Consider the following 19,860-nt stretch of genomic DNA (forward strand, 5'->3'; position numbering starts at 1 on the left):
CGACAACGCGGCAATTGAGAGCTTCTTCGGCACCCTGAAGGCCGAGTACTTCCATCTCGAGAAGCCCGACAGCATTGATGCGCTTGAAACGGGCGTGCATGATTACGTCCACTACTACAACCACGAGCGCATCAAGCTCGGTTTGCAAGGGCTCAGTCCGGTGGAATACCGATTGAGAAGCACCGCCTGAACGGCGGCATCGTGACCGTCCAACTTCTGGGGGTCAGTTCAATCCCGGGGCGATTCAAAGTGCTTGCTGGTTCGCCGAGGAGGAAGGTGGCAGGTCTATGCTCCAGCCTCCTAACTGGTCGCCCAAGTCGGACGCCTTCGGCGCCGCTTGCCTTCGGCGTTCCGCCCCGAAGATGTCACGTTGCACCATAAGGGCCGAGGCCCCAGGCGACGTGGAAGTCATCGATGCCGTCACGCAAGAGGCCTTTGCGGGTGCGCCTTTCAGCAGCGGAACGGAGCATCTCATCGTCAAGGCTCTTCGGAGCGCAAACGCGCTCGCGGTCTCGCTGGTCGCTGAGGCTGCAGGTTGCGTCGTTGGGCATGTCGCCGTTTCTCCAGTGCACGTGGCTGGCAAGCCCCAAGCTTGGTTCGGCTTAGGCCCCCTCTCGGTAGCCTCGGCTCACCAGCGCCGAGGCGTCGGCAGCGCGCTTGTTCGGGCCGCCCTCGCCCAGCTGCAAGCCGATGGCGCTGCTGGTTGTGTCCTGTTGGGCGATCCAGCCTTCTATTGCAGGTTCGGCTTTGTCCAAGATTCGAGTCTTGTCCTGCCCGGTGTGCCGGCGCAGCACTTCATGCGCCTGGCATGGCAGACACCTGTGCCAGCTGGCCAGGTCTCCTACCACGAGGCATTCAATGCCGCGACCTAACCCCTCCGTCAAGGGGATACCCCCAGCGGACTGGGCTCACTTGCGGTCGCGCGATATGGCAAGCAGGGGCGTAGCCACGGCGACCTCAACCTGGATTCAGCAGTTGAGCGCTCGCAGCCTTCAGCTCACCTTCTGGGCGAGGACGCAATGCACCCCGGCGGCGCGGCACCGTCTCGGCGCTCGTTGAATCCGACGCCGGGCACTCTCCCAGCCCGCCTCAGAAGCCCACCCGCAATCCCAGGCTGAAGACGGCCTTCCTTTCCGAGCGGCCCAGTGTGCCGTCCACCTGCAGGTTCTTGACCAGCTCGCGGCGCAGGCCGAACTGCAGCGTGGGCTTGCCATGCTGCTGGCCGAAGGCCTCGACATGGGCCGTCACGGCGCCGAGTTCGAACTCCTTGGCCACACCCCAGGTGGCATGGGTGCCGCCGCCATCGGGCCGGTGCGCGCCCAGGTTCAGGTGCAGCGGGCCGCCGTCCAGGTTGCAGGTGAACAGGCCGTTGGCATAGGTGGCGTCACCGCCTTCGCGGTGCAGGTGCATGCGCCCGAGCACGGCGCCGAAGTTGCAGCCGCCCTCCACCGAGGGCGTGAGCCGCATCTTGGCCTGCACGGCGGTGCTGGTCTCGGGCGCGGAGAAGCTGCGCTCCACGCCCAGGCCCAGCTCCAGCCATTCCAGCACGCCCACGCCCAGCGTGCTGGTCCACAGCCGGTCGCGCCCGGCCGGGCGCGCATACCAGGTCTCGACCTGGCCACCGCCGACCTCGGCCACGTTGGCGTCGTCCACGGTGAGCGGGCGGCCGGCCCAGGCCGGCACGGCCGCCAGGCCCACCAGGGCTGCGGCCAGCGCGCACAGGCGCCTCATGCTGCACGCTCCCGCAGCGCCACGCTGGTGCTGCCGGGCAACCGGAACGCCGCGACCGCGCTGACCAGGCCCTGGGCCTGGCTCTTCAAGCTGCTGGCTGCGGCCGCGATTTCCTCGACCAGCGCAGCGTTCTGCTGCGTGCTGCGGTCCATCTGCGTGACGGCATCGCCGACCTGCGAGATGCCGGCCGCCTGGCCGTCGCTGGAAGCCGTGATCTCGCCCACGATGTCGGTCACGCGGCGGATCGCGGCGACGATCTCGTCCATGGTGCCGCCGGCGCTGCCGACCAGGCGCGTGCCGGCCTCCACGCGCTGCACGCTGGTGCCGATCAAGGCCTTGATCTCCTTGGCGGCCTCGGCCGAGCGACCGGCCAGCGCGCGCACCTCGGAGGCGACGACGGCGAAGCCGCGGCCCTGCTCGCCCGCGCGCGCGGCCTCCACGGCCGCGTTGAGCGCGAGGATGTTGGTCTGGAAGGCGATGCCGTCGATGGTGCCGATGATGTCGGCGATGCGGTGCGAGGACTCCTCGATCTCCTGCATGGTGCGCACCACCTGGCCGACCACCGCCCCGCCCTGCGCGGCCACGGCGCTGGCCTTGGCCGCCAGTTCGTTGGCCTGGCGCGCGCTGTCGGCGTTGTGCAGCACGGTGGCGCGCAGCTCCTCCATCGAGGCCGAGGTTTCCTGCAGCGCGCTGGCCTGCTGCTCGGTGCGCATGCTCAAGTCCTGGTTGCCCTGGGCGATCTCCACGCTGGCATGGGCCACGCTGTCGGAGTTGTGCTGCACGCTGCGCACGATCTCGCTGAACTGCGCCTGCATGCGCGCCATGGCCGACAGCAGGCGCCGCGTCTCGTCGTTGCCGTGCGCGGCCGCGCTGCCCGTGAGGTCGCCATGGGCCGGGCGGTCGGCCATGCCCACGGCGTCGGCCATGGGCCGCTCCATCTGCCGCGTGAGCCAGACGGCCGCGCCGACCAGCAGCACGGCCGCCACGGCGAGCGCCAGCACCACCTGCAGCGCCGCCACCCGCACACTCTGCGCGGCGGCCTCCTGCACCGCCTCGCTGTTGCGTTCGATGGCATCGGCCTGGGCCGCCATCTGGCCCTCGAGGTCGGAGAAGGCCTTCTGGAAGGCCGGGTACGCGGCCCGGGCCGCCGCGGCGTCGCCGGCGGCCAGCTCCTGGATGCGCCCGGCGGCCGCCGTGTAGGCCGAAACCAGCGGCAGCGTGGTGGCGACCACGCGCTTGACCTCCTCGGAGGTGGGCAACTCCTGCAGCTGGGCCAGTGCCTTCTGGAAGGTGTCGGTGTGGGCGGCCAGGCCCTGCCGGGCCTCGGCGATCTGCGCCTTGTCGCCGCTTTGCGCGCCGAGCAGCGCGAGCAGCACGTCGCCGCGCACGGCGTCGTGCATCATGTCGGCCTCCTGGCTGCTCTGCAGGGCCGTGCCGAGGTCGACCGTGCGGCCGATCTCTGCGGCGAGGCGGTTGCCGTTGAGCAAGCCGATCACCCCGACCAGGCCGGCCATGACGACGCCGACCACCCCCAACCCCAATACCTGGCTGCGCAACTTCATCGCGGCTTTCCTTGTGTGGACCGTACGCTGCGGTCATTTCATCAGCCGGACGGGGAGCCGGCCACCCGGGCGCCGACGAAGGGCAGCGCTGGCGGACCGAACGGCACGGCCATGGCACCAAAACGACGGCCGCCAGGCTGTCGGTTAGTTTTGTGCGGCCACGCCATGCGGCGCGCAAGTCCCGTTCCGGCGCCACCGCCGGCCGCAACTTGGCGACAATCGCCCCCCCGCTGTCCAACCGCACGCCACGCCTCTTGTCTTCGCTCCCGCCCATGCCAAAGCCTGACTTCTCGGCCCACACGCCGATGATGGCCCAGTACCTCGGCCTGAAAGCCGACTTCCCCGACACGCTGGTCTTCTACCGCATGGGGGACTTCTACGAGATGTTCTACGCCGACGCCGAGCGCGCCGCGGCGCTCCTGGACATCACGCTCACGCGGCGGGGCCAGTCGGCCGGCGAGCCGGTCACGATGTGCGGCATCCCGTTCCACGCGGTGGAGAGCTACCTGGCCAAGCTGATCCGGCTCGGCGAATCGGTGGCGATCTGCGAGCAGGTCGGCGAGGTCACGGGCAAGGGCCCGGTGGAGCGCAAGGTGGTGCGCGTGGTCACGCCCGGCACGCTGACCGATGCCTCGCTGCTGGCCGACAAGACCGAATCCGTGCTGGCCGCCTTCTACCCCGGCCCGCGCCAGCGCTGCGGCCTGGCCTGGCTGGCGCTCACGCAGTCCGAACTGCAGCTGGCCGAGTGCAGCATGGACGAGCTGCCGGGCTGGCTGGCCCGCATCGGCCCAGCCGAGCTGCTGCTGCCGGCCGACGTGCCCGATGCGCTGGAGGCGCGCATCCGCGGCCTGCGCCTGACGACGCCGCAGGGCGGGCCGCTGGCGCTGTCGCTGCGCCCGGCCTGGCAGTTCGACGCCGCACTGGGCCAGCGCAAGCTCTGCGAGCACCTGCACGTGGCGGGCCTTTCGGCCTGGCACGCCGAGGGCCTGCCGCAGGCCCATGCGGCGGCCTCGGCGCTGCTGGCCTTCGCCGAGCACACCCAGGGCCAGGCGTTGTCGCACCTGCAGGCGCTGCGCGTGGCGCGCAGCGACGCCCAGATCGACCTGCCGCTCAGCACGCGGCGCAACCTGGAACTCGTCCAGACACTGCGCGGCGAGGACAGCCCCACGCTGTTCTCGCTGCTGGACACCTGCATGACCAGCATGGGCAGCCGGCTGCTCAAGCGCTGGCTGCTGGAGCCGCAGCGTGACCGCGGCGAAGCCCATGCGCGCCTGCTGGCGACGGCGGTGCTGCGCGAGGCGGCCGGTGCGGGCCACTACGCCAAGCTGCGCGCGCAGCTCAAGGGCACGAGCGACGTGGAGCGCATCACGGCGCGCACGGCGCTCTTGCAGGTGCGCCCGCGCGAACTCGTGGCCCTGCAGCTGGCGCTGCAGCGCGCCGGCCTGCTGGCCGACAGCATCGACGGCCTGCCGGGCCTGCTGGCGCAGATCCGCCAGGACCTGGAGCCGCCGCCCGAATGCGCGGCCCTGCTGGCCAGCGCCATGTGCGAGGAGCCGGCCGCGCTGGTGCGCGACGGCGGCGTGATCGCCAGCGGCCACGATACCGAACTCGACGAGCTGCGCGCGATCCAGAACAACTGCGACGCCTTCTTGCTGGACCTGGAGACGCGCGAGCGCGCGCGCACCGGCATCGCCAACCTGCGCGTGCAGTTCAACAAGGTGCATGGCTTTTACATCGAGGTCACGCAGGGCGCGCTCGACAAGGTGCCGGCCGACTACCGGCGGCGCCAGACACTCAAGAACGCCGAGCGCTTCATCACGCCCGAACTCAAGGCCTTCGAGGACAAGGCGCTGTCGGCCCAGGAGCGGGCGCTGGCGCGCGAGAAGTGGCTGTACGACCGGCTGCTGGGCCAGCTGCAGGCCTACGTGCCCGCGCTGTCGCGCCTGGCCCAGGCCATGGCGTCGCTGGACGTGCTGTGCAGCTTCGCCGAGCGCGCCGAGACGCTGAACTGGTGCGCGCCGCTGTTCGTCAAGGAACCCTGCATCGAGATCGAGCGCGGCCGCCACCCGGTGGTGGAAGCCCGCCTGGCCGAGACCTCGCAGGCCGCCTTCATCGCCAACGACACGCGGCTGCACGTGAAGCAGCGCATGCAGGTCATCACCGGTCCCAACATGGGCGGCAAGTCGACCTACATGCGCCAGGTGGCGCTGATCGTGCTGATGGCCAGCATCGGCAGCCATGTGCCCGCAAGCAGCTGCCGGCTCGGCCCCATCGACGCGATCCACACGCGCATCGGCGCGGCGGACGATCTCGCCAACGCGCAATCGACCTTCATGGTGGAGATGACCGAGGCCGCGCAGATCCTGCACGGCGCCACGCGCCACAGCCTGGTGCTCATGGACGAGATCGGCCGCGGCACCTCGACCTTCGACGGACTGGCCCTGGCCAGCGGCATCGCGGCCCAGCTGCACGACCGCACCCAGGCTTTCACGCTGTTCGCCACGCACTACTTCGAACTGACCGAGTTCCCGGCCAAGCACCATGCGGCGCAGAACGTGCACGTGAGCGCGGCCGAATCGGGTGGCGACATCGTGTTCCTGCACGAGATCCAGGCGGGTCCGGCCAGCCGCAGCTACGGCATCCAGGTCGCACGCCTGGCCGGCATGCCGGCGCCGGTGCTGCACCACGCGCGCCACACGCTGGAGGCGCTGGAACAGCAGGCCAGCGAAAGCCGGGCCCAGATCGACCTGTTCGCGCCGCCACCGGCTGCGGCCCAGGCCGAACCCAGCCCCGTAGAATCTGCGCTGGCCGGCATCGACCCCGATGCACTGACGCCGCGCGAGGCCCTCGATGCGCTGTACCGCTTGAAGAACATCGCGCGCCGCGAACAGGCCTCCCAAGCCAACAGCCCCACCCCATGACCTACTGCGTCGCCCTCAAACTCAACGCCGGACTGGTGTTCCTGTCCGACTCGCGCACCAACGCCGGTCTCGACCAGATCAGCACCTTCCGCAAGATGATCGTCTACGAGCGCGCGGACGACCGCTTCATGGTGCTGCTGTCGGCCGGCAACCTGTCGATCTCGCAGTCGGTGCGCGAGATCCTGCAGGTCGAGCAGCTGCGCGAGGACGAGGACAGCGAGCCCATCACGATCTGGAACGCCAAGAGCATGTTCGACGCCGCGCGCGTGCTGGGCGCGGCCGTGCGCCGCGTCTACGACCGCGACGCGGCCTCGCTGCGCCAGTCGGGCGTGGAGTTCAACGTCTCCATGATCTTCGGTGGCCAGATCAAGGGCGAAGGCATGCGGCTGTTCCAGGTCTATTCGGCCGGCAACTTCATCGAGGCCACGCCCGAGACGCCCTATTTCCAGATCGGCGAATCCAAGTACGGCAAACCCGTGCTCGACCGCGTGATCACGCCGGACACGCCGCTGGACGAAGCCGCCAAGTGCGCGCTGGTGTCCATGGACTCCACGCTCAAGTCCAACCTCTCGGTGGGCCTGCCGCTGGACCTCGTGGTCTACGGCGTGGACGACTTCCGCACCGACAAGGTGGTCTGCATCGACGAGCAGAACCCCTACTTCCGCATGCTGCACAGCAACTGGGGCCAGAAGCTGCGCGAGGTGTTCGACAGCATCGAGCAGCCGCAGTGGGGCGACGGGCCGACCACGCTGCCGCTGATGGTCGCGGCCAGCCGCGGCAAGCCGCTGCGCAAGATCACGAACCCCGACGAGCGCTTGATCTGATGGCAGCGGGCGACCGCGGGCTCGTCGTCTTCTCGCACGCCAACAGCTTTCCGGCCTCCACCTACCGCGTGCTGTTCGCCGAACTGCGCGCACGCGGCTTTCGCACCGCGGCGGTCGAGAAGTTCGGCCACGACCCCAAGTACCCGGTCAGCAACAACTGGCCGCACCTGGTGCAGCAGCTGGTGGACTTCGCCACGCAGCAGGCAGAGAAGGCCTGGCTGGTCGGCCATTCGCTGGGCGGCTTCCTGAGCGTGATGGCGGCCGCGCGGGCACCGCAGCTCGCGCGCGGCGTGCTGCTGATCGATTCGCCGCTGATCGGCGGCTGGCGTGCCACCACGCTGGGCCTGGCCAAGCGCACGCCGCTGGTGGGCTCGGTCTCGCCCGGGCGCATCAGCCGCGCGCGGCGCAACGCCTGGCCCGATGCGGCTGCCGCGCTGGAGCACTTCCGCCACAAGAAGGCCTTCGCCAAGTGGGATCCGCAGGTGCTGGCCGACTACATCGCGCACGGCACGCACGACGAGACGCACGAGGGCCAGCCGCGCCGCGTGCTGAGCTTCGACCGCGACGTGGAAACCGCGATCTACAACACCTTGCCCGACCACCTGGACCGGCTGCTGCGCCGGCACCCGCTCAAGTGCCCCGTGGCCTTCCTGGGCGGGCGCCAGTCGGCCGAGATGCGCCAGGTCGGCATGGCCATGACCGCGCGCGTGATCGGTGCCGACGGCAAGGGCGACCCGGGCCGCGTGATGATGCTGGACGGCAGCCACCTGTTCCCGATGGAGCGGCCACGCGCGACGGCCGCGGCGATCGAGGCCTCGCTGGCCAACATGGGGGCCTGATTCAGGCCAGCGGGTGGGCAATGCGGCCGTCGCCGTGCGAGGCGACGACCTGCGCGACCACCACGTGGTAGCCCGCCAGCCAGCGCGCCTGCTGCTGCTTGGCCGCGCGGTGCGTGGGGTGCTGCATGAGCTGCTCGAGCGCCGCCATGCTGTCCCAGTAGTAGCTGTTGGCCACGAGGCCGGTGGCCGGGTTTTCCCAGCTTTCCTCGCCCAGGTAGCCCGGAATGGCGCGCGCGGCCTCGGCGATCGCGGCGTCCATGCGGTGGAACTCCGCGTCGAACGCGCCCGGGGCGAAGGTGAAGGTGGAAACGAACATGCCGGCGGCTTTCAGAGGCTGCGGCGCATGGCCTGGGCGAGCCCGGCCTGGCCCAGTGCGTCCAGCCGCCCGGCGGCGCCCTCGCGGTCGCGCGGCTCCTTGTTCTGGCTCAGCTTGGACTTGCCGACCAGGCGCGTCACCGCGATCTCGATGCCCACGATGTGCTGCAGCAGGCCGTCGATGAAGTCGGGCGCGGAATCGCCCATGCGCCAGGGCTGGGGCTCGGTGGCCTCGTGCCGGCGCGTGAGCCGCGCCACGAGGCCGCGCACGAAGCGTTCGTCGTCGCGGACCGTGAGCGTGCCGTGCGCGTGCACCACGGCGTAGTTCCAGGTCGGCACCTGGCGGTGCGCCTCGTGCTTGCTCGGATACCAGTTGGGCGAGATGTAGGCCTGCGGGCCGTGGAACACCACCAGCACCGGCGTGCCCGTGGGGCAGCGCTGCCACACCGGGTTGGCCCGCGCCACATGGGCCGTGAGCCCGCCCAGCGGGCCGGTGTCGGCATCGAACTCGAACGGGATGTGGTCGGCGTCCAGCCCGTCCGGGCCGTGATGCACGAGCGTGCCCAGCGGGTGGCTCTGGATCAGGCGTTGCAGTTCTTCAGGCCGTTGTTCGGCGAAGTGGGCAGGCAGGTACATCGTGGTGGGCGTGCGGGCGGGTGAAGCAGCCCGCACTGTGGCGCACGACCGGCACAATGGGAAGTACCAGTTTTCGGGTATTTGCATGGACCAGTTGCAGCGCCCCAAGGGCACCGGCGCAGGCCGCCGCATCTACGATCTGCTGCGCGCGCAGATCGCCGACGGCAGCCTGCCGGCCGGTGCGCGCGCGCCCTCGACGCGGGCGCTGGCCAGCGAACTGGGCGTCTCGCGCACCACGGTCACGGCGGTCTACGAGCAGCTGGCGGCCGAGGGCTTTTTGCTGACCTCGGGCGGGCGCGTGGCGCGCGTGGCGACACCGCCGCGCCCTGTGGCACCGCCTGTGGCACGCAGCCGGCGCAGCGGCCAGGCGTCGCCCGCGCTGTCGGTTTACGGCCGCCGCGTCGCGGCCATGGAACTGCCGACGCTGGCGCCGCAGGGGCCGGCCCGCATCGACTTCCTCTATGGCGCGCTGGCCCCGCGCGACTTCCCGGTGCTGGCCTGGCGGCGCGCCTACCAGGCCGCACTGCTGCGCCAGCAGGCGGCGCTCTACTACGCCGCACCCGAGGGCGACGCCACGCTGCGCTGCGCGCTGCAGGCCTACCTGCGCCGCGCGCGCGGCCTGGCCTGCGACGCCGAGCAGATCCTCGTGGTGCATGGCACGCAGCAGGCCATCGACCTCTGCGCGCGGCTGCTGCTCGATGCCGACGCGGCCTTCGTCTGCGAGGAGCCGGGCTACCTGATGGCGCGCCGCTGTTTCGAGGCCACGGGCGCGCGGCTGCTGGCCGTGCCGGCCGACGGCCAGGGACTGGACACCGCGCGCCTGCCGCCCGACGCGCGCGCCCGGCTGGTCTACGTGACGCCTTCGCACCAGTTCCCGCTGGGCGGCGTGCTGCCGATCGCGCGGCGCATGGAACTGCTGCAGTGGGCGCAGCGCCAGCAGGCCTGGGTCGTCGAGGACGACTACGACGGCGAGTTCCGCTACGGCCAGCGCCCCATCGACGCGCTGCAAGCCATCGACACCGACGGCCGCGTGCTCTACATCGGCACCGTGTCCAAGGCCTTGTCGCCGCAGTTGCGCCTGGGCTACATGGTGCTGCCGCCGCCGCTGGTGCCGGTGTTCCGCCAGGCCAAGCGGCTGGCCGACCGCCATGCGCCGGTGCTGGAGCAGCGCGTGCTGGCCGCGCTGCTGGACAGCGGCGCCTACGAACGCCATGTGCGGCGCATGCGCCGCCAGCACGAGCGCCGGCGCGCTACGCTGCTCGAGGCCGTGGCGCAGCTGCCCGGCGGCGCCCACGCGGCCGGCACGGCCGCCGGCCTGCACGTGGTGCTGTGGCTGCCCGCGCTGCGCGCGCGCGACGAAGCGCCGCTGGCGGCAGCGCTGCGCGCGCGCGGCGTCGGTGTCTACCCGGTCACGCCGCTGTACGCCGGGCCGCCAGCGCGCGGCCGCCCCGCGGGACTGGTGCTGGGCTATGCCGGCCTCACCACCGAGCAGATCGCGCAGGGCATGGCCGTGCTGGGCGACGTGCTGCGCGCAGGCCTGCGCGGCTGACGCGGCTCAGGCGCCGGCCACCGCAGTGGCGATGGCCAGCGGTGCCCGACCCGCGCTGGCTGCCGGCGCGGACGCCCTGGCCGGCACCGGCAGGGCCGCCGCGCCGCCACCGACCTGGGCGATCGCGGCCAGCAGCCGCTCGGCCATCTGCGCCAGCCCCTGCGTGGATTGCTGGGCCGCGCCCACCATGGCGGCGTTGGCCTGCGTCATCTGGTCGACCTGCTGCACGGCCGCGGTGGCATGGCCCAGCTCCACCGACTGCTGCTGCGCATGCTGCGACAGCTGCAGCATCAGCGCGCGCACCTGGTCGGCCTGCTGGCGCACCTCGCGCATGCTGGCGCCGGCCCGGCCCACGGCCTGCTCGCCCTGGGTGGCGTCTTCCAGCGAGCGCGCCACCAGCGCCCGGATGTCGCGCGCGGCCTGCGCGCTGTGCTGGGCCAGCACGCGCACCTCCTGCGCCACGACGGCGAAGCCGCGGCCATGCTCGCCCGCGCGCGCGGCCTCGACCGCCGCGTTCAACGCCAGCAGGTTGGTGCGGAACGCGAAGCTGTCGATGGTGGAGACGATGTCGGTGATCTGCCGCGCACTGGCGTGGATGGCCTGCATGGTCTGCACCGACTGGTCCACCAGGGTGCCGCAGCCGGCCACGGCCGCGTTCTGCTGCTGCGCCAGCTGCAGCGCCTGCTGCGCCTCGTCGGCGCTGGCGGCGAAGGACTGCTCCAGCTGCGCCATCGCGCCGGCGGCCGACTGCAGGTTGTGCGCGGCCTCGCGCGTGCGCTGGCCGAGTTGCTCGGTGTCGCCCGACATGCCGCGGGCCGTGCCGGCCACGCCGTGCGCGGCCTGGCGCACCTCGTCGACCACGCCGGCCAGCTGCACCAGCGCGGTCTGCACGATGCGGCCCGTGGCGCTGTGCACCTGCACGGCATGGGCCTGCAGCGACAAGCGGCCCTCGGCATCGAGCGCGCACAGCGCCCGCAGCTCGGCCGACTCGCGCGCGTCGCGCTCCATGCGCACCGCCATCACGAGCTCCACGCCGGTCTGCACGACCACGAACACGGCGTGGATGACGATCTGCCCGAAATCCGGCGCGCGCAGGCAGAACACCGGCAGCCCCGCGGCCTGCAGCCGGTCGAACACCACATGGTGCACGGCCACCGCCACGGCCGCGGCGAGGATGGGGCGCCAGTCGCGGTAGGCCAGCAGGAAGGCCAGGAACACGAAGACGGCGAAGTGCATCTCCGGCATGCCCATGGACAGCTGGATGTTCAGCGCCACGAGGAACATGCCGGCCACCGCCATGACCAGCCGCGCCGCCAGCCGGCCCGCGGCCAGCGCGTGGGCCGCGGCGGCCGCCCCCAGCAGCAGCCCCGCCACCAGCAGGCCCGTGCCCCAGGGGCCGTACAGGCCACCCAGCAGCACGGCCACCAGGGCCTGCAGCGCCAGCATGGACAGCACCAGCCGGTCGGCACGCTGGCGCATGGGTTTCAGCGGATCGGCCGCGGGGCCGTCGGGCTGCACCGTGCCGACCCGTCTCACCGGCAAGGCACGGCGAGACCGTGTCCGCAGCAATCAACGAAGCGCATGGAGAATCCTCCGCATCATTTGATGTGCGTCAATCTACCATTTCACAACGTTTTGTTTCAATCTGATTTTCGTTTGTTTCATCCATCGCATTGCGTAGGCGAGCTTCAAAACAAACTCGCAGCAATGTTGATGCTGAACGCCAAAATCGTTGCGTTGAACGCAAACGACAGCAAGGTCTGCAGCAGCACCACGCGACGCATGGTGGGCGTGTCGACACTGACATCCGAAGTCTGCGAGGCCACAGCGATCGTGAACGAGAAGTACAGGAAGTCGGCGTAGTTGGGGCGGAACTGCGGATCGCCGTCGGGAAAGCGCAGGCCGGCGCCATGGGCGCGGTAGTAGACGCTGGCATAGCTCAGCGCAAACACCATGGGCAGCAGCGTCCAGGAACCCACGACCGTGGCGAGCGCCAGCAGCACATGCGGCCAGGCGTGCGGCATGCCCGGCTGCTTGGCGGCCGACAGCTCGAACACCACGCCGACCACGCTGGCCACCGCGGCCAGGCTGACCAGGGCCAGCACCGTGGCCGCGCTTTCGGCCTGCGCCACGGCCGCGCGCTGCACGCGGCCATGGTCCGCGCGCACCATCATGAAGACCAGCAGCACGAGGTAGAGCCACACCGCCGCGTTCCAGCCGACCAGGGCGCGCGTGACCGCGTTCGGCGCCGGCAGCAGCCAGGCGCAGGCCAGGCCCACGGCGCACGCGCCCATCAGGTAGGGGCGCACGCGCAGGTGGTGCAGCAGGCGCGGCATGGCGGGCGCTACAGCTGCTCGGCCTGGGCCAGCGCCGGCACCTCGGCGATGCGTTCGGCCACGGCCGCGCAGGCGGCCAGCAGCGGTGCCACATAGGCCTGGGCCGGATCGTCCTTCTGGCGGAACACCAGCGTGGTCACGCTGATCGCGGCCACGGGCCGGCCATCGGCCCCGCGCACGGCGGCGCCGAAGCAGTAGACGCCGTTCTCGTGCTCTTCGCGGTCGGTCGACCAGCCGGCCGCCTGGGTGGCCGCGAGCTCGGCCTCGAAGGCGGCGCGCTCGGTCAGCGTGTGCGCGGTGTGGCGCGGCAGCGGCAGGCCCTTGAGCAGCGCGGCGCGTTCGGCGGCCGGCAGCGCCGCGAGGTAGGCCTTGCCCACCGCCGTCACGTGCAAGGGCACGCTGGTGCCGATGCGCGAGCTCATGCGCACGGCCGAGGGGCTCTCCAATTTCTCGATGAAGACCATGCTGCGGCCGTTGGGCACGGCCAGGTGCACGGTCTCGCCCGTGATGTCGCGCAGGCGCTTGAGCGCGTCCATGGCCGCGAGCCGCAGGTCCGAGCGGCCCCAGCTGCGCGCGGCCAGCTGGATCAGCCGCGGGCCCAGGGCCAGGCCATGCGTGGCGGCGTCTTCCACGAGCATGCGCTCGGCCACCAGGGCTGCGACGATGCGGTGCACCGTGGGCCGCGGAAAGCCTGTGGCGCGCATCAGCGCCGCGACATTGGGCGGCTGCTCGGCATCGGCCACGAGCTGCAGCACGCGCATGAACTTGCCGAAGGCCTGGGTGCCGGCGACGGCGGGCTGGCCTGCGTCGTCGGTTTCGGGAGAGAGGTCGGGCGCCGTGGTCATGACGCCGCGCATTATCAAGTGACCATGTAGCCGCCATCGACGGGCAGGATCACGCCCGTCATGAAGGCCGCCGCGGGCGTGCACAGGAACACGGCCGCGCGGGCCACGTCGTCGGGCGTGCCCCAGCGCGCCAGCGGCGTGCGCGCGAGGATGGGGCCGGCGCGCGCCGGGTCGTCCTGCAGCGCCTGCGTGAGCGGCGTGGCGATCCAGCCCGGCGCCACCGCGTTGACGCGGATGCCGTCGGGTGCGTAGGCGATGGCCAGCGACTTGGTCAGCTGCGCCACGCCGCCCTTGCTGGCCGCGTAGCCCGGCACCAGGCCGCCGCCGAAGAAGCTCAGCATGGAGGCGGTGTTGACGATGCAGCCGCGCCGCGCCTTGAGCCGTTGGCGCGTGGCCGTGCACACGCGCATGGTGCCCGTGAGGTTCACGTTGAGCACGCGCTGGAACACCTCCAGGTCGTGCTCGGCGCCGCGCTGGATGATGCCGGCGCAGTTGAACACGATGTCGAGTTCGGGCATGTCGGCCAGCGCGGCATCGAGGCTCGCGGCGTCGGTCACGTCGCACTGGCGCGCCTCGACGCTGGCGGCCAGCGTGCCGTCGCCGGCGCCGAGGCCCAGCGCCGTGACCTGCGCCCCCAGGGCCGCGAGGTGGTTGGCGATCACGGCGCCGATGCCCTGCGTGGCACCGGCGACCAGGGCACGCTTGCCCGTCAGGAGATCTGTCTGGTAGGTCATATCACTGCTTGGTTGCACCGACCTCGGCAGGCATGCCAAGGTGCCGAAGGCCGCGGAGCAGGCCATGCCAGGGCACCCGCGGAACGGGCTCTGCCAGGCCGCTGGGTGCGCCCCCTGCAAGGGGGTTGGCGGAGCGCGCAGCGCGGAGACTGGGGGTGGGTCAAGTCTTGATTCCGAGTTTGGTGATGAGGTCCTTGAAGTACGCGTTGTCCTTCGTGATCCTGGCCTTGAAGGCCTGGTCGTCCGCGTAGACGAAGCCCAGGTTCTGCTTGTCCAGCGTCTCGCGGAAGCTGGGCTCGCTGGAGGCCTTGAGCGCCAGGTCCTTGAGGTAGGCCACGACCTGCGGCGGCGTGCCCTTGGGCGCCGCGATGCCGCGCCAGGTGCCGATCACGAGGTCGATGCCGCGCTCCTTGAGCGTGGGCACCTTGTCGAAGCCCTTGACGCGCTGCTCGGCCATCACCGCGAGCGTCTTGAGCTTGCCGGACTGCACGTGCGTGGTGACCTCGGCCGGGCTCACGGCCACGGCGTCGATGTGGCCGCCCAGCAGCGCGAGCACGCCGGGGCCGGCGCCCTGGAAGGGCACGTGGTTGAACTTCACGCCGGCCTTGTCCTCCAGCGCCGAGGCCGCCAGGTGCCAGATCGAGCCGGGGCCGGCGTTGCCCACGCCGATCTTGCCGGGCTCCTTCCTGGCCGCGGCCAGGAACTCCTCGATGGTGTTCCAGGGCGCCTCGGCGCGCACCGTGATGGCGGCCTGGTCGGCGTTGAGCTGGGCGATGGGCTGCAGGTCGTCGGCGGCGATCTTGCCGATGCCGATGTGGGCCAGCGTGGCCAGCTCCACGGTGACGATGGCCAGCCGGTAACCGTCGGGCTTGGCGTGCATCACGTCCTGCCAGCCGATGGAACCGCTGGCGCCGGGCTTGTTGACGATGATGAAGCTCTGCGTGGTGTGCTTGCGCGTCGCGTCGGCGAAGGAGCGCGCCAGCGCATCGGTGCCGCCGCCGGGCTGGAAGGGCACGACGAGTTCGATGGGCTTGTTCGGGAAATCGGACTGGGCGTGGGCCGTGCCGGCGACGAAGGGCACGGCGGCCAGGCTGGCGAACTGCCGGCGGGTCAGGGACGTGGACATAGGTAGGTCTCCTCGGATGGTGGTGTCGTGGTGTTGGGGATCAATACGTAGCGCGGCCGCCGGAGAGGTCGAACACGGCGCCGGTGTTGAAGCTGCAGGAATCGGAGCAGAGCCAGGCCACCATCTCAGCGACCTCGCCGGGCTCGCCCAGGCGCTGCATGGGACTCTTGGCGACCATGGCCTGCACATGCTCGGGCGACATCTGCGCCAGGATGGGCGTGCGCACGGCGGCCGGCGCGATCGCGTTGACCAGGATGCCGGTGCCTGCCAGCTCCTTGCCGAGCGACTTGGTCAATGCCAGCACGCCGGCCTTGGCCGCGCTGTAGGCCGAGGCGTTGGGCGTGCCCTCCTTGCCGGCCAGCGAGGCCAGCAGCACGATGCGGCCGCGGCCGGCCTGGCGCATGAACGGCACCACGGCATGGCAGACGTTGAAGGTGCCGCCCAGGTTCACGGCGACGACGCGGTGCCAGACCTCGGGGTCGAACTGGTCCAGCGCCATGGTCGGGCCCGTATAGCCCGCGCTGTGCACAAGCATGTCGATGCCGCCCCAGCGTGCGAGTGTCTGCTGCGCGGCGCGGGCCACGGCAGTGCGGTCGACCACGTCGACCTGCAGGTCGCCCTCGGCCGACAGATCCCAGACCACCACGGTGGCGCCGAAGCCGCGCAGCCGCCGCACGGTCTCGGCACCGATGCCGCTCGCACCGCCGGTCACCACGGCCACGCGGCCGCGGAAGTCGTAATGGGCAGTGCTCATTGGTGCACCCTTCGGCCTGCGGCCTGTCCCGCCAAGCGGGAGCGAGCTTGCTTGGGGCGGCCCGGCGCTCATCGAATGAACTGCTTGACGTAGTCCGCGCTCAGGCCCACTTCCTCGAAGTGCTTCCTGCACATGTCGATCTTGGTGAACACGTCCTCGTAGCCCATGCCCTTGCCGTAGGGGTCGGTGTAGTACATGACGCCGTTGACCTGGAAGTACGTGATCATTTCCTGCACGTCCTCGGGCACGTAGAGCGTGTGCGTCTCGCCCGGCGGCTCGAACACGTAGCCGCCCTCCTCGGCCCACCAGTCGTGCTCCAGGTACTTCCAGCGGCCCTTGAGCACGAAGCCGTGCACGGCCTGCGGGTGGCGGTGCCGGCTCAGCACGCCCGACTTGCGCACGCGCAGCAGGTTCATCCAGTAGCCCTGGCTCGCGTTCAGGCACAGCGGGCGGAACCAGACGTTTTCGGCCTGCGGCACCCACAGGCGCTCGTCGGTCGGGATCGCGTTGGGGATCACGATCTCGGGCAGGGCCTCGGGCGGGTTGGGGTACTGGTAGGGCGTCAGCGGCTCGGGATCGGCGCGGTCGGTCGGCATTGCGGATTGTCCATATTGTGGATGTGTGTCCATATTGTAGAAATCGGGAAACCAGTCGAAGCCCCGGGATTACCCGCGGCCGGCGCGCGCGGGCGCATCATGTGCGCCGGCTTTCTCCAGCGGATTCCTCCAAGCGATGCACCTTCCTCCAGACGACGCCCGGCACGACGCCGCCCGCCTGCTGCACGGCAATGCCGGCTTGTCCGATGAAAGGGCCGCCAGCGCCTTCACCCATGGCAGCCCGCGCTTGCAGGCGCGCGACGCGGCCGCGCTCGCGGGCATGGGAGCGTCGGCATGAGCCGGTGGCTGCGCTGGCCGCTGCGCCTGCTGGCCCTGGTCGCCGTGCTGCTGCTGGGCCCCATCGGCGTGCTGGCCTCGGGCCAACTGGACCTGGACACGCCCTGGCACAGCCGTGAACGCTCGCCCACCGGCCAGGCGCCGGACCCGGCTGTCGAGCGGCGTGCCGTGGTGCAGGTCTACGGCGCCCGCATCGTGCGCTGGCGCGGCGCCTTCGGCATCCACCCCTGGATCGCGGTCAAGCGCGCCGGGGCCGACCACTACACCACCTGGCAGATCCTGGGCTGGCGTGCGCGCTACGGCGGCGACGCGCTGGTCCAGGGCGAGAGCACCCTGCCCGACACGCACTGGTATGGCGCCTACCCGCGCCTGCTCGTGGAGCACCGCGGGGCGCAGGCCGAGGCCATGATCGACCGCATCGAGGCCGCCGTCGCGCGCTACCCCTGGGGCCACACCTACGGCCTTTGGCCCGGCCCGAACAGCAACACCTTCGTCGCCTGGGTCGCGCGCGAGGTGCCGGAGTTGCGGCTGGATCTGCCGCCCACCGCCATCGGCAAGGACTACCTGGGCCCCACGCGGTTCTTCGCCAGCGCCCCCAGCGGCACGGGCTGGCAGGTCTCGCTGCTGGGCCTGGCCGGCATCACGCTTGCACGCGTGGAGGGGCTGGAACTCAATGTGCTGGGCCTGGGCGTCGGCGTGGACGTGGACGACCTGGCGCTGCGCCTGCCCGGGCTGGGCAAGCTGCCCGGCCCGCTATAGCAGTTCAATCCCAGGCCGGCGCCAGGCAGGCGGGGTTCGCCTGGCGTTCGCCGCGGTCCAGCGTCGCGATGCGCGCCATGTCCTCGTCGCTCAGACGCAGCTGCTGCGCTTGCAGGTTGGCCGCGAGGTTCTCGCGCCTGGTGGACGACGGAATCACCGCGTAGCCCTGCTGCAGCGCCCAGGCCAGCGCCACCTGCGCCGTGCCCGTGCCGTGCGCCTGCGCAATGGCCTGCAGCAGCGGATCGCCGAGCACCTTGCCGTAGGCCAGCGTCATGTAGGAGGTCAGGTGCAGGCCCTGGGCGCGCATGAAGGCCGCCAGCGTGCTGTTCTGCAGGTAAGGCGAGAGCTCGACCTGGTTGGTGGCGATGCGCTGCGCGCCCAGGATGCCGATGGCCTCGCGCAACAGCGCCACGGTGAAGTTGGAGACGCCGATCGCGCGCGTGAGCCCCTGGTCCTGCGCCTCGGCCAGCGCGCCCAGGTACTCGGTCATGGGCACGGCCTTGCCGGGCGAAGGCCAGTGGATCAGCGTGAGGTCCACCTGCTCGGTACGCAGCTTGCGCAGGCTCTCCTTGAGGCTGGGCACGAGCTTGTCGCCGGCCAGATGCTCGGTCCAGACCTTGGTCGTCAGAAACAGTGCGCGGCGCGGCACGCCGCTTTCGGCGATGGCCTGGCCGATCTCGGCCTCGTTGCCGTAGATCTGCGCGGTGTCGATGGCGCGGTAGCCGACTTCCAGCGCGTTGCGCACGGCGTCGACCACGACCTGCTCCTTCAAACGGAAGGTGCCCAGGCCGAAAGTGGGGATGGTGATGGGGTTCATGCGTGTCCTTTCGAAGGCCGCAGTCTGGGCCGGTTCGCCTTGCAGAAAAACCCCGCAATCCGGCAAACATCTTTGCCTGCGGATCAAGGATGCGGCCGCCCGTGCAGCGGGCGCGTGCTTCGCGTGTTTCGTTGATTTCATGACCTCGCCGCCCACGCAACAAGGCTGATACAAGAACCGCGATCTGTGCACTACTGCACAGTTTGCCTCCTAAAAAATGATGTTGTAGCCCCCATCCGCCAGTCCTACGATGCTTCTGCCCGGTGTGATTAGTCTGCAGGCGACGACGAATCCGGGCCCGCCGCCAAGGAGAGGACCATGGAAACCCTGTTGGATGTGCACCTGTCCGAGCCCTCGGCCGCCGACGTGGCGAGCGCCATGCCGCGCAGCACGCGCCGCATCCTGCTCATCGACGACCACGAGCTCGTGCGCGCCGGCATCCGCACGCTCTACCCCGCGCTGGGCGGGCTGCGCATCGAATGGATCGAGGCGCCCACGCTGGACGAGGGCCTGCGCCTGTACCGCGAGCGCGCGCCGGTGGACGCGGTGCTGCTCGACCTGAACCTGGGCGACTGCAAGGGGCTGCAGGGGCTGCGCCGCTTCATGCAGGCCTTCCCGCTGGCGCGCGTCGCGGTGTTCAGCGGCACCCAGGACGAATTCGTCGTGCGCCAGGCGCGCGCGCTGGGCGCCGTGGGCTACGTGCCCAAGAGCGCGCAGATGGACCAGATGCGCCACTCGCTCGAAGCCCTGCTGGACAGCGCGCGCCAGCGCCGCCCGATGGACAGCACGCTGTTTCCGCACTTTCCGTCCTCCGCGATGTTCGACCGCGTCGCCGAGCTCGGCCCGCGCCACCTGGAGATCCTCGAGCTGGTGCTCTCGGGCTGCGGCAACCAGGAGATCAGCAACTCGACCGAGCTCTCGCTGGGCACGGTCAAGAACTACGTGTCTTCGCTGCTGCTGGCGCTGGACGTGCGCTCACGCTCGCACATGATCAGCCTGTTCCGCTGAAGGGCCGCGCGGCGTTCGGGCGCACCATGCCGAACGCCGCCTTCACCGCCGTCGAGAACGCCGCGCCGCAGGAGCCGCCCGCGCCCGAGCGGCGTGCGCGCCGCTCCACCGCGCACCGCCTGCGCGATGCGGCGGTCGACGAGGCCCTGGCCACCTGGCCTGCCAGCCTGGCGGCGGCCCTGCTGCTGCCGGCCGCGCTGGCCTGGCCCGG

The 19,860-nt window shown here is 70.9% G+C and carries 22 protein-coding genes; 10 read left to right on the forward strand and 12 right to left on the reverse strand.

The features are described from left to right. A partial coding sequence (locus tag IE209_RS32705; RefSeq protein WP_189691041.1) for an IS3 family transposase occupies nucleotides 1-190 on the forward strand: 190 nt, incomplete at its 5' end. A 172-nt stretch (nucleotides 191-362) separates the two neighbouring features. After that, complete coding sequence (locus IE209_RS32710; protein ID WP_189691061.1) at nucleotides 363-872, forward strand: GNAT family N-acetyltransferase; 510 nt, start codon at nucleotides 363-365, stop codon at nucleotides 870-872. 217 nt (nucleotides 873-1,089) lie between these two features. Here the strand turns inward: IE209_RS32710 and IE209_RS32715 are convergent, their stop codons facing one another. Next, nucleotides 1,090-1,731, reverse strand: coding sequence for a PA4824 family protein (locus IE209_RS32715; protein WP_189691042.1), 642 nt, complete (start codon nucleotides 1,729-1,731; stop codon nucleotides 1,090-1,092). After that, on the reverse strand, nucleotides 1,728-3,293 hold the full coding sequence (locus IE209_RS34410) for a methyl-accepting chemotaxis protein (protein ID WP_189691043.1): 1,566 nt from the start codon (nucleotides 3,291-3,293) through the stop codon (nucleotides 1,728-1,730). The genes IE209_RS32715 and IE209_RS34410 overlap by 4 nt, the downstream gene beginning before the upstream one ends. Nucleotides 3,294-3,565: 272 nt before the next feature. Here IE209_RS34410 and mutS point away from each other — a divergent pair, with 272 nt between their 5' ends. The 3 genes from mutS to IE209_RS32735 are packed head-to-tail and all read left to right on the forward strand — an operon-like array spanning nucleotide 3,566 to nucleotide 7,877. Further along, a complete protein-coding gene (mutS, locus tag IE209_RS32725; protein WP_189691044.1) occupies nucleotides 3,566-6,214 on the forward strand; it encodes a DNA mismatch repair protein MutS in 2,649 nt (882 codons plus the stop codon). Then, on the forward strand, nucleotides 6,211-7,038 hold the full coding sequence (locus IE209_RS32730; protein WP_189691045.1) for a proteasome-type protease: 828 nt from the start codon (nucleotides 6,211-6,213) through the stop codon (nucleotides 7,036-7,038). The genes mutS and IE209_RS32730 overlap by 4 nt, the downstream gene beginning before the upstream one ends. Beyond that, nucleotides 7,038-7,877, forward strand: coding sequence for an alpha/beta fold hydrolase (locus IE209_RS32735; protein WP_189691046.1), 840 nt, complete (start codon nucleotides 7,038-7,040; stop codon nucleotides 7,875-7,877). The genes IE209_RS32730 and IE209_RS32735 overlap by 1 nt, the downstream gene beginning before the upstream one ends. A gap of 1 nt (nucleotide 7,878) precedes the next feature. Here the strand turns inward: IE209_RS32735 and IE209_RS32740 are convergent, their stop codons facing one another. Beyond that, a complete protein-coding gene (locus IE209_RS32740; RefSeq protein ID WP_189691047.1) occupies nucleotides 7,879-8,193 on the reverse strand; it encodes an antibiotic biosynthesis monooxygenase family protein in 315 nt (104 codons plus the stop codon). 11 nt (nucleotides 8,194-8,204) lie between these two features. Continuing rightward, nucleotides 8,205-8,828: an FMN-binding negative transcriptional regulator gene (locus IE209_RS32745; protein ID WP_189691048.1), complete on the reverse strand. Its 624-nt coding sequence runs from the start codon at nucleotides 8,826-8,828 to the stop codon at nucleotides 8,205-8,207. Nucleotides 8,829-8,913: 85 nt separating this feature from the next. On the opposite strand from IE209_RS32745, the gene pdxR reads away from it, so the two are divergent. Next, the gene (pdxR, locus tag IE209_RS32750) at nucleotides 8,914-10,377 is read left to right on the forward strand and encodes a MocR-like pyridoxine biosynthesis transcription factor PdxR (RefSeq protein ID WP_189691049.1); all 1,464 of its coding nucleotides are present in this window, start codon (nucleotides 8,914-8,916) and stop codon (nucleotides 10,375-10,377) included. A gap of 6 nt (nucleotides 10,378-10,383) precedes the next feature. Here the strand turns inward: pdxR and IE209_RS32755 are convergent, their stop codons facing one another. From IE209_RS32755 to IE209_RS32785, 7 genes are all read right to left on the reverse strand, one after another. Further along, the gene (locus tag IE209_RS32755; RefSeq protein ID WP_189691050.1) at nucleotides 10,384-11,913 is read right to left on the reverse strand and encodes a methyl-accepting chemotaxis protein; all 1,530 of its coding nucleotides are present in this window, start codon (nucleotides 11,911-11,913) and stop codon (nucleotides 10,384-10,386) included. Between the two features lie 152 nt (nucleotides 11,914-12,065). Then, nucleotides 12,066-12,713, reverse strand: coding sequence for a DUF1345 domain-containing protein (locus IE209_RS32760; protein ID WP_189691051.1), 648 nt, complete (start codon nucleotides 12,711-12,713; stop codon nucleotides 12,066-12,068). Between the two features lie 8 nt (nucleotides 12,714-12,721). Then, entirely contained in the window at nucleotides 12,722-13,558 is an 837-nt protein-coding gene (locus tag IE209_RS32765; protein WP_189691052.1) for an IclR family transcriptional regulator, read from the reverse strand. A gap of 14 nt (nucleotides 13,559-13,572) precedes the next feature. Then, nucleotides 13,573-14,292: an SDR family NAD(P)-dependent oxidoreductase gene (locus IE209_RS32770; protein ID WP_189691053.1), complete on the reverse strand. Its 720-nt coding sequence runs from the start codon at nucleotides 14,290-14,292 to the stop codon at nucleotides 13,573-13,575. 160 nt (nucleotides 14,293-14,452) lie between these two features. Then, on the reverse strand, nucleotides 14,453-15,418 hold the full coding sequence (locus IE209_RS32775; RefSeq protein ID WP_189691054.1) for a Bug family tripartite tricarboxylate transporter substrate binding protein: 966 nt from the start codon (nucleotides 15,416-15,418) through the stop codon (nucleotides 14,453-14,455). Nucleotides 15,419-15,458: 40 nt separating this feature from the next. After that, nucleotides 15,459-16,172 (reverse strand): SDR family NAD(P)-dependent oxidoreductase, encoded by a 714-nt coding sequence (locus IE209_RS32780; RefSeq protein WP_189691055.1) that lies wholly within the window; start codon nucleotides 16,170-16,172, stop codon nucleotides 15,459-15,461. A gap of 68 nt (nucleotides 16,173-16,240) precedes the next feature. Beyond that, nucleotides 16,241-16,768: a 2,4'-dihydroxyacetophenone dioxygenase family protein gene (locus IE209_RS32785; protein ID WP_189691056.1), complete on the reverse strand. Its 528-nt coding sequence runs from the start codon at nucleotides 16,766-16,768 to the stop codon at nucleotides 16,241-16,243. Between the two features lie 136 nt (nucleotides 16,769-16,904). Here IE209_RS32785 and IE209_RS32790 point away from each other — a divergent pair, with 136 nt between their 5' ends. After that, a complete protein-coding gene (locus tag IE209_RS32790; RefSeq protein ID WP_189691057.1) occupies nucleotides 16,905-17,066 on the forward strand; it encodes a hypothetical protein in 162 nt (53 codons plus the stop codon). Beyond that, on the forward strand, nucleotides 17,063-17,824 hold the full coding sequence (locus tag IE209_RS32795; RefSeq protein WP_189691058.1) for a DUF3750 domain-containing protein: 762 nt from the start codon (nucleotides 17,063-17,065) through the stop codon (nucleotides 17,822-17,824). Before IE209_RS32790 ends, IE209_RS32795 begins: the two co-directional genes overlap by 4 nt. 4 nt (nucleotides 17,825-17,828) lie before the next feature. Here IE209_RS32795 and dkgB read toward each other — a convergent pair whose 3' ends face one another. After that, a complete protein-coding gene (gene dkgB / locus IE209_RS32800; RefSeq protein WP_189691059.1) occupies nucleotides 17,829-18,641 on the reverse strand; it encodes a 2,5-didehydrogluconate reductase DkgB in 813 nt (270 codons plus the stop codon). Between the two features lie 318 nt (nucleotides 18,642-18,959). Here dkgB and IE209_RS32805 point away from each other — a divergent pair, with 318 nt between their 5' ends. After that, the gene (locus IE209_RS32805) at nucleotides 18,960-19,649 is read left to right on the forward strand and encodes a response regulator transcription factor (RefSeq protein ID WP_229883176.1); all 690 of its coding nucleotides are present in this window, start codon (nucleotides 18,960-18,962) and stop codon (nucleotides 19,647-19,649) included. 26 nt (nucleotides 19,650-19,675) lie between these two features. Continuing rightward, the coding region (locus IE209_RS32810) for a hypothetical protein (RefSeq protein WP_189691060.1) at nucleotides 19,676-19,860 on the forward strand (185 nt) is incomplete at its 3' end.

The sequence above is a fragment of the Pseudorhodoferax aquiterrae genome, from assembly GCF_014652235.1.
Classification (GTDB): domain Bacteria; phylum Pseudomonadota; class Gammaproteobacteria; order Burkholderiales; family Burkholderiaceae_C; genus Pseudorhodoferax; species Pseudorhodoferax aquiterrae.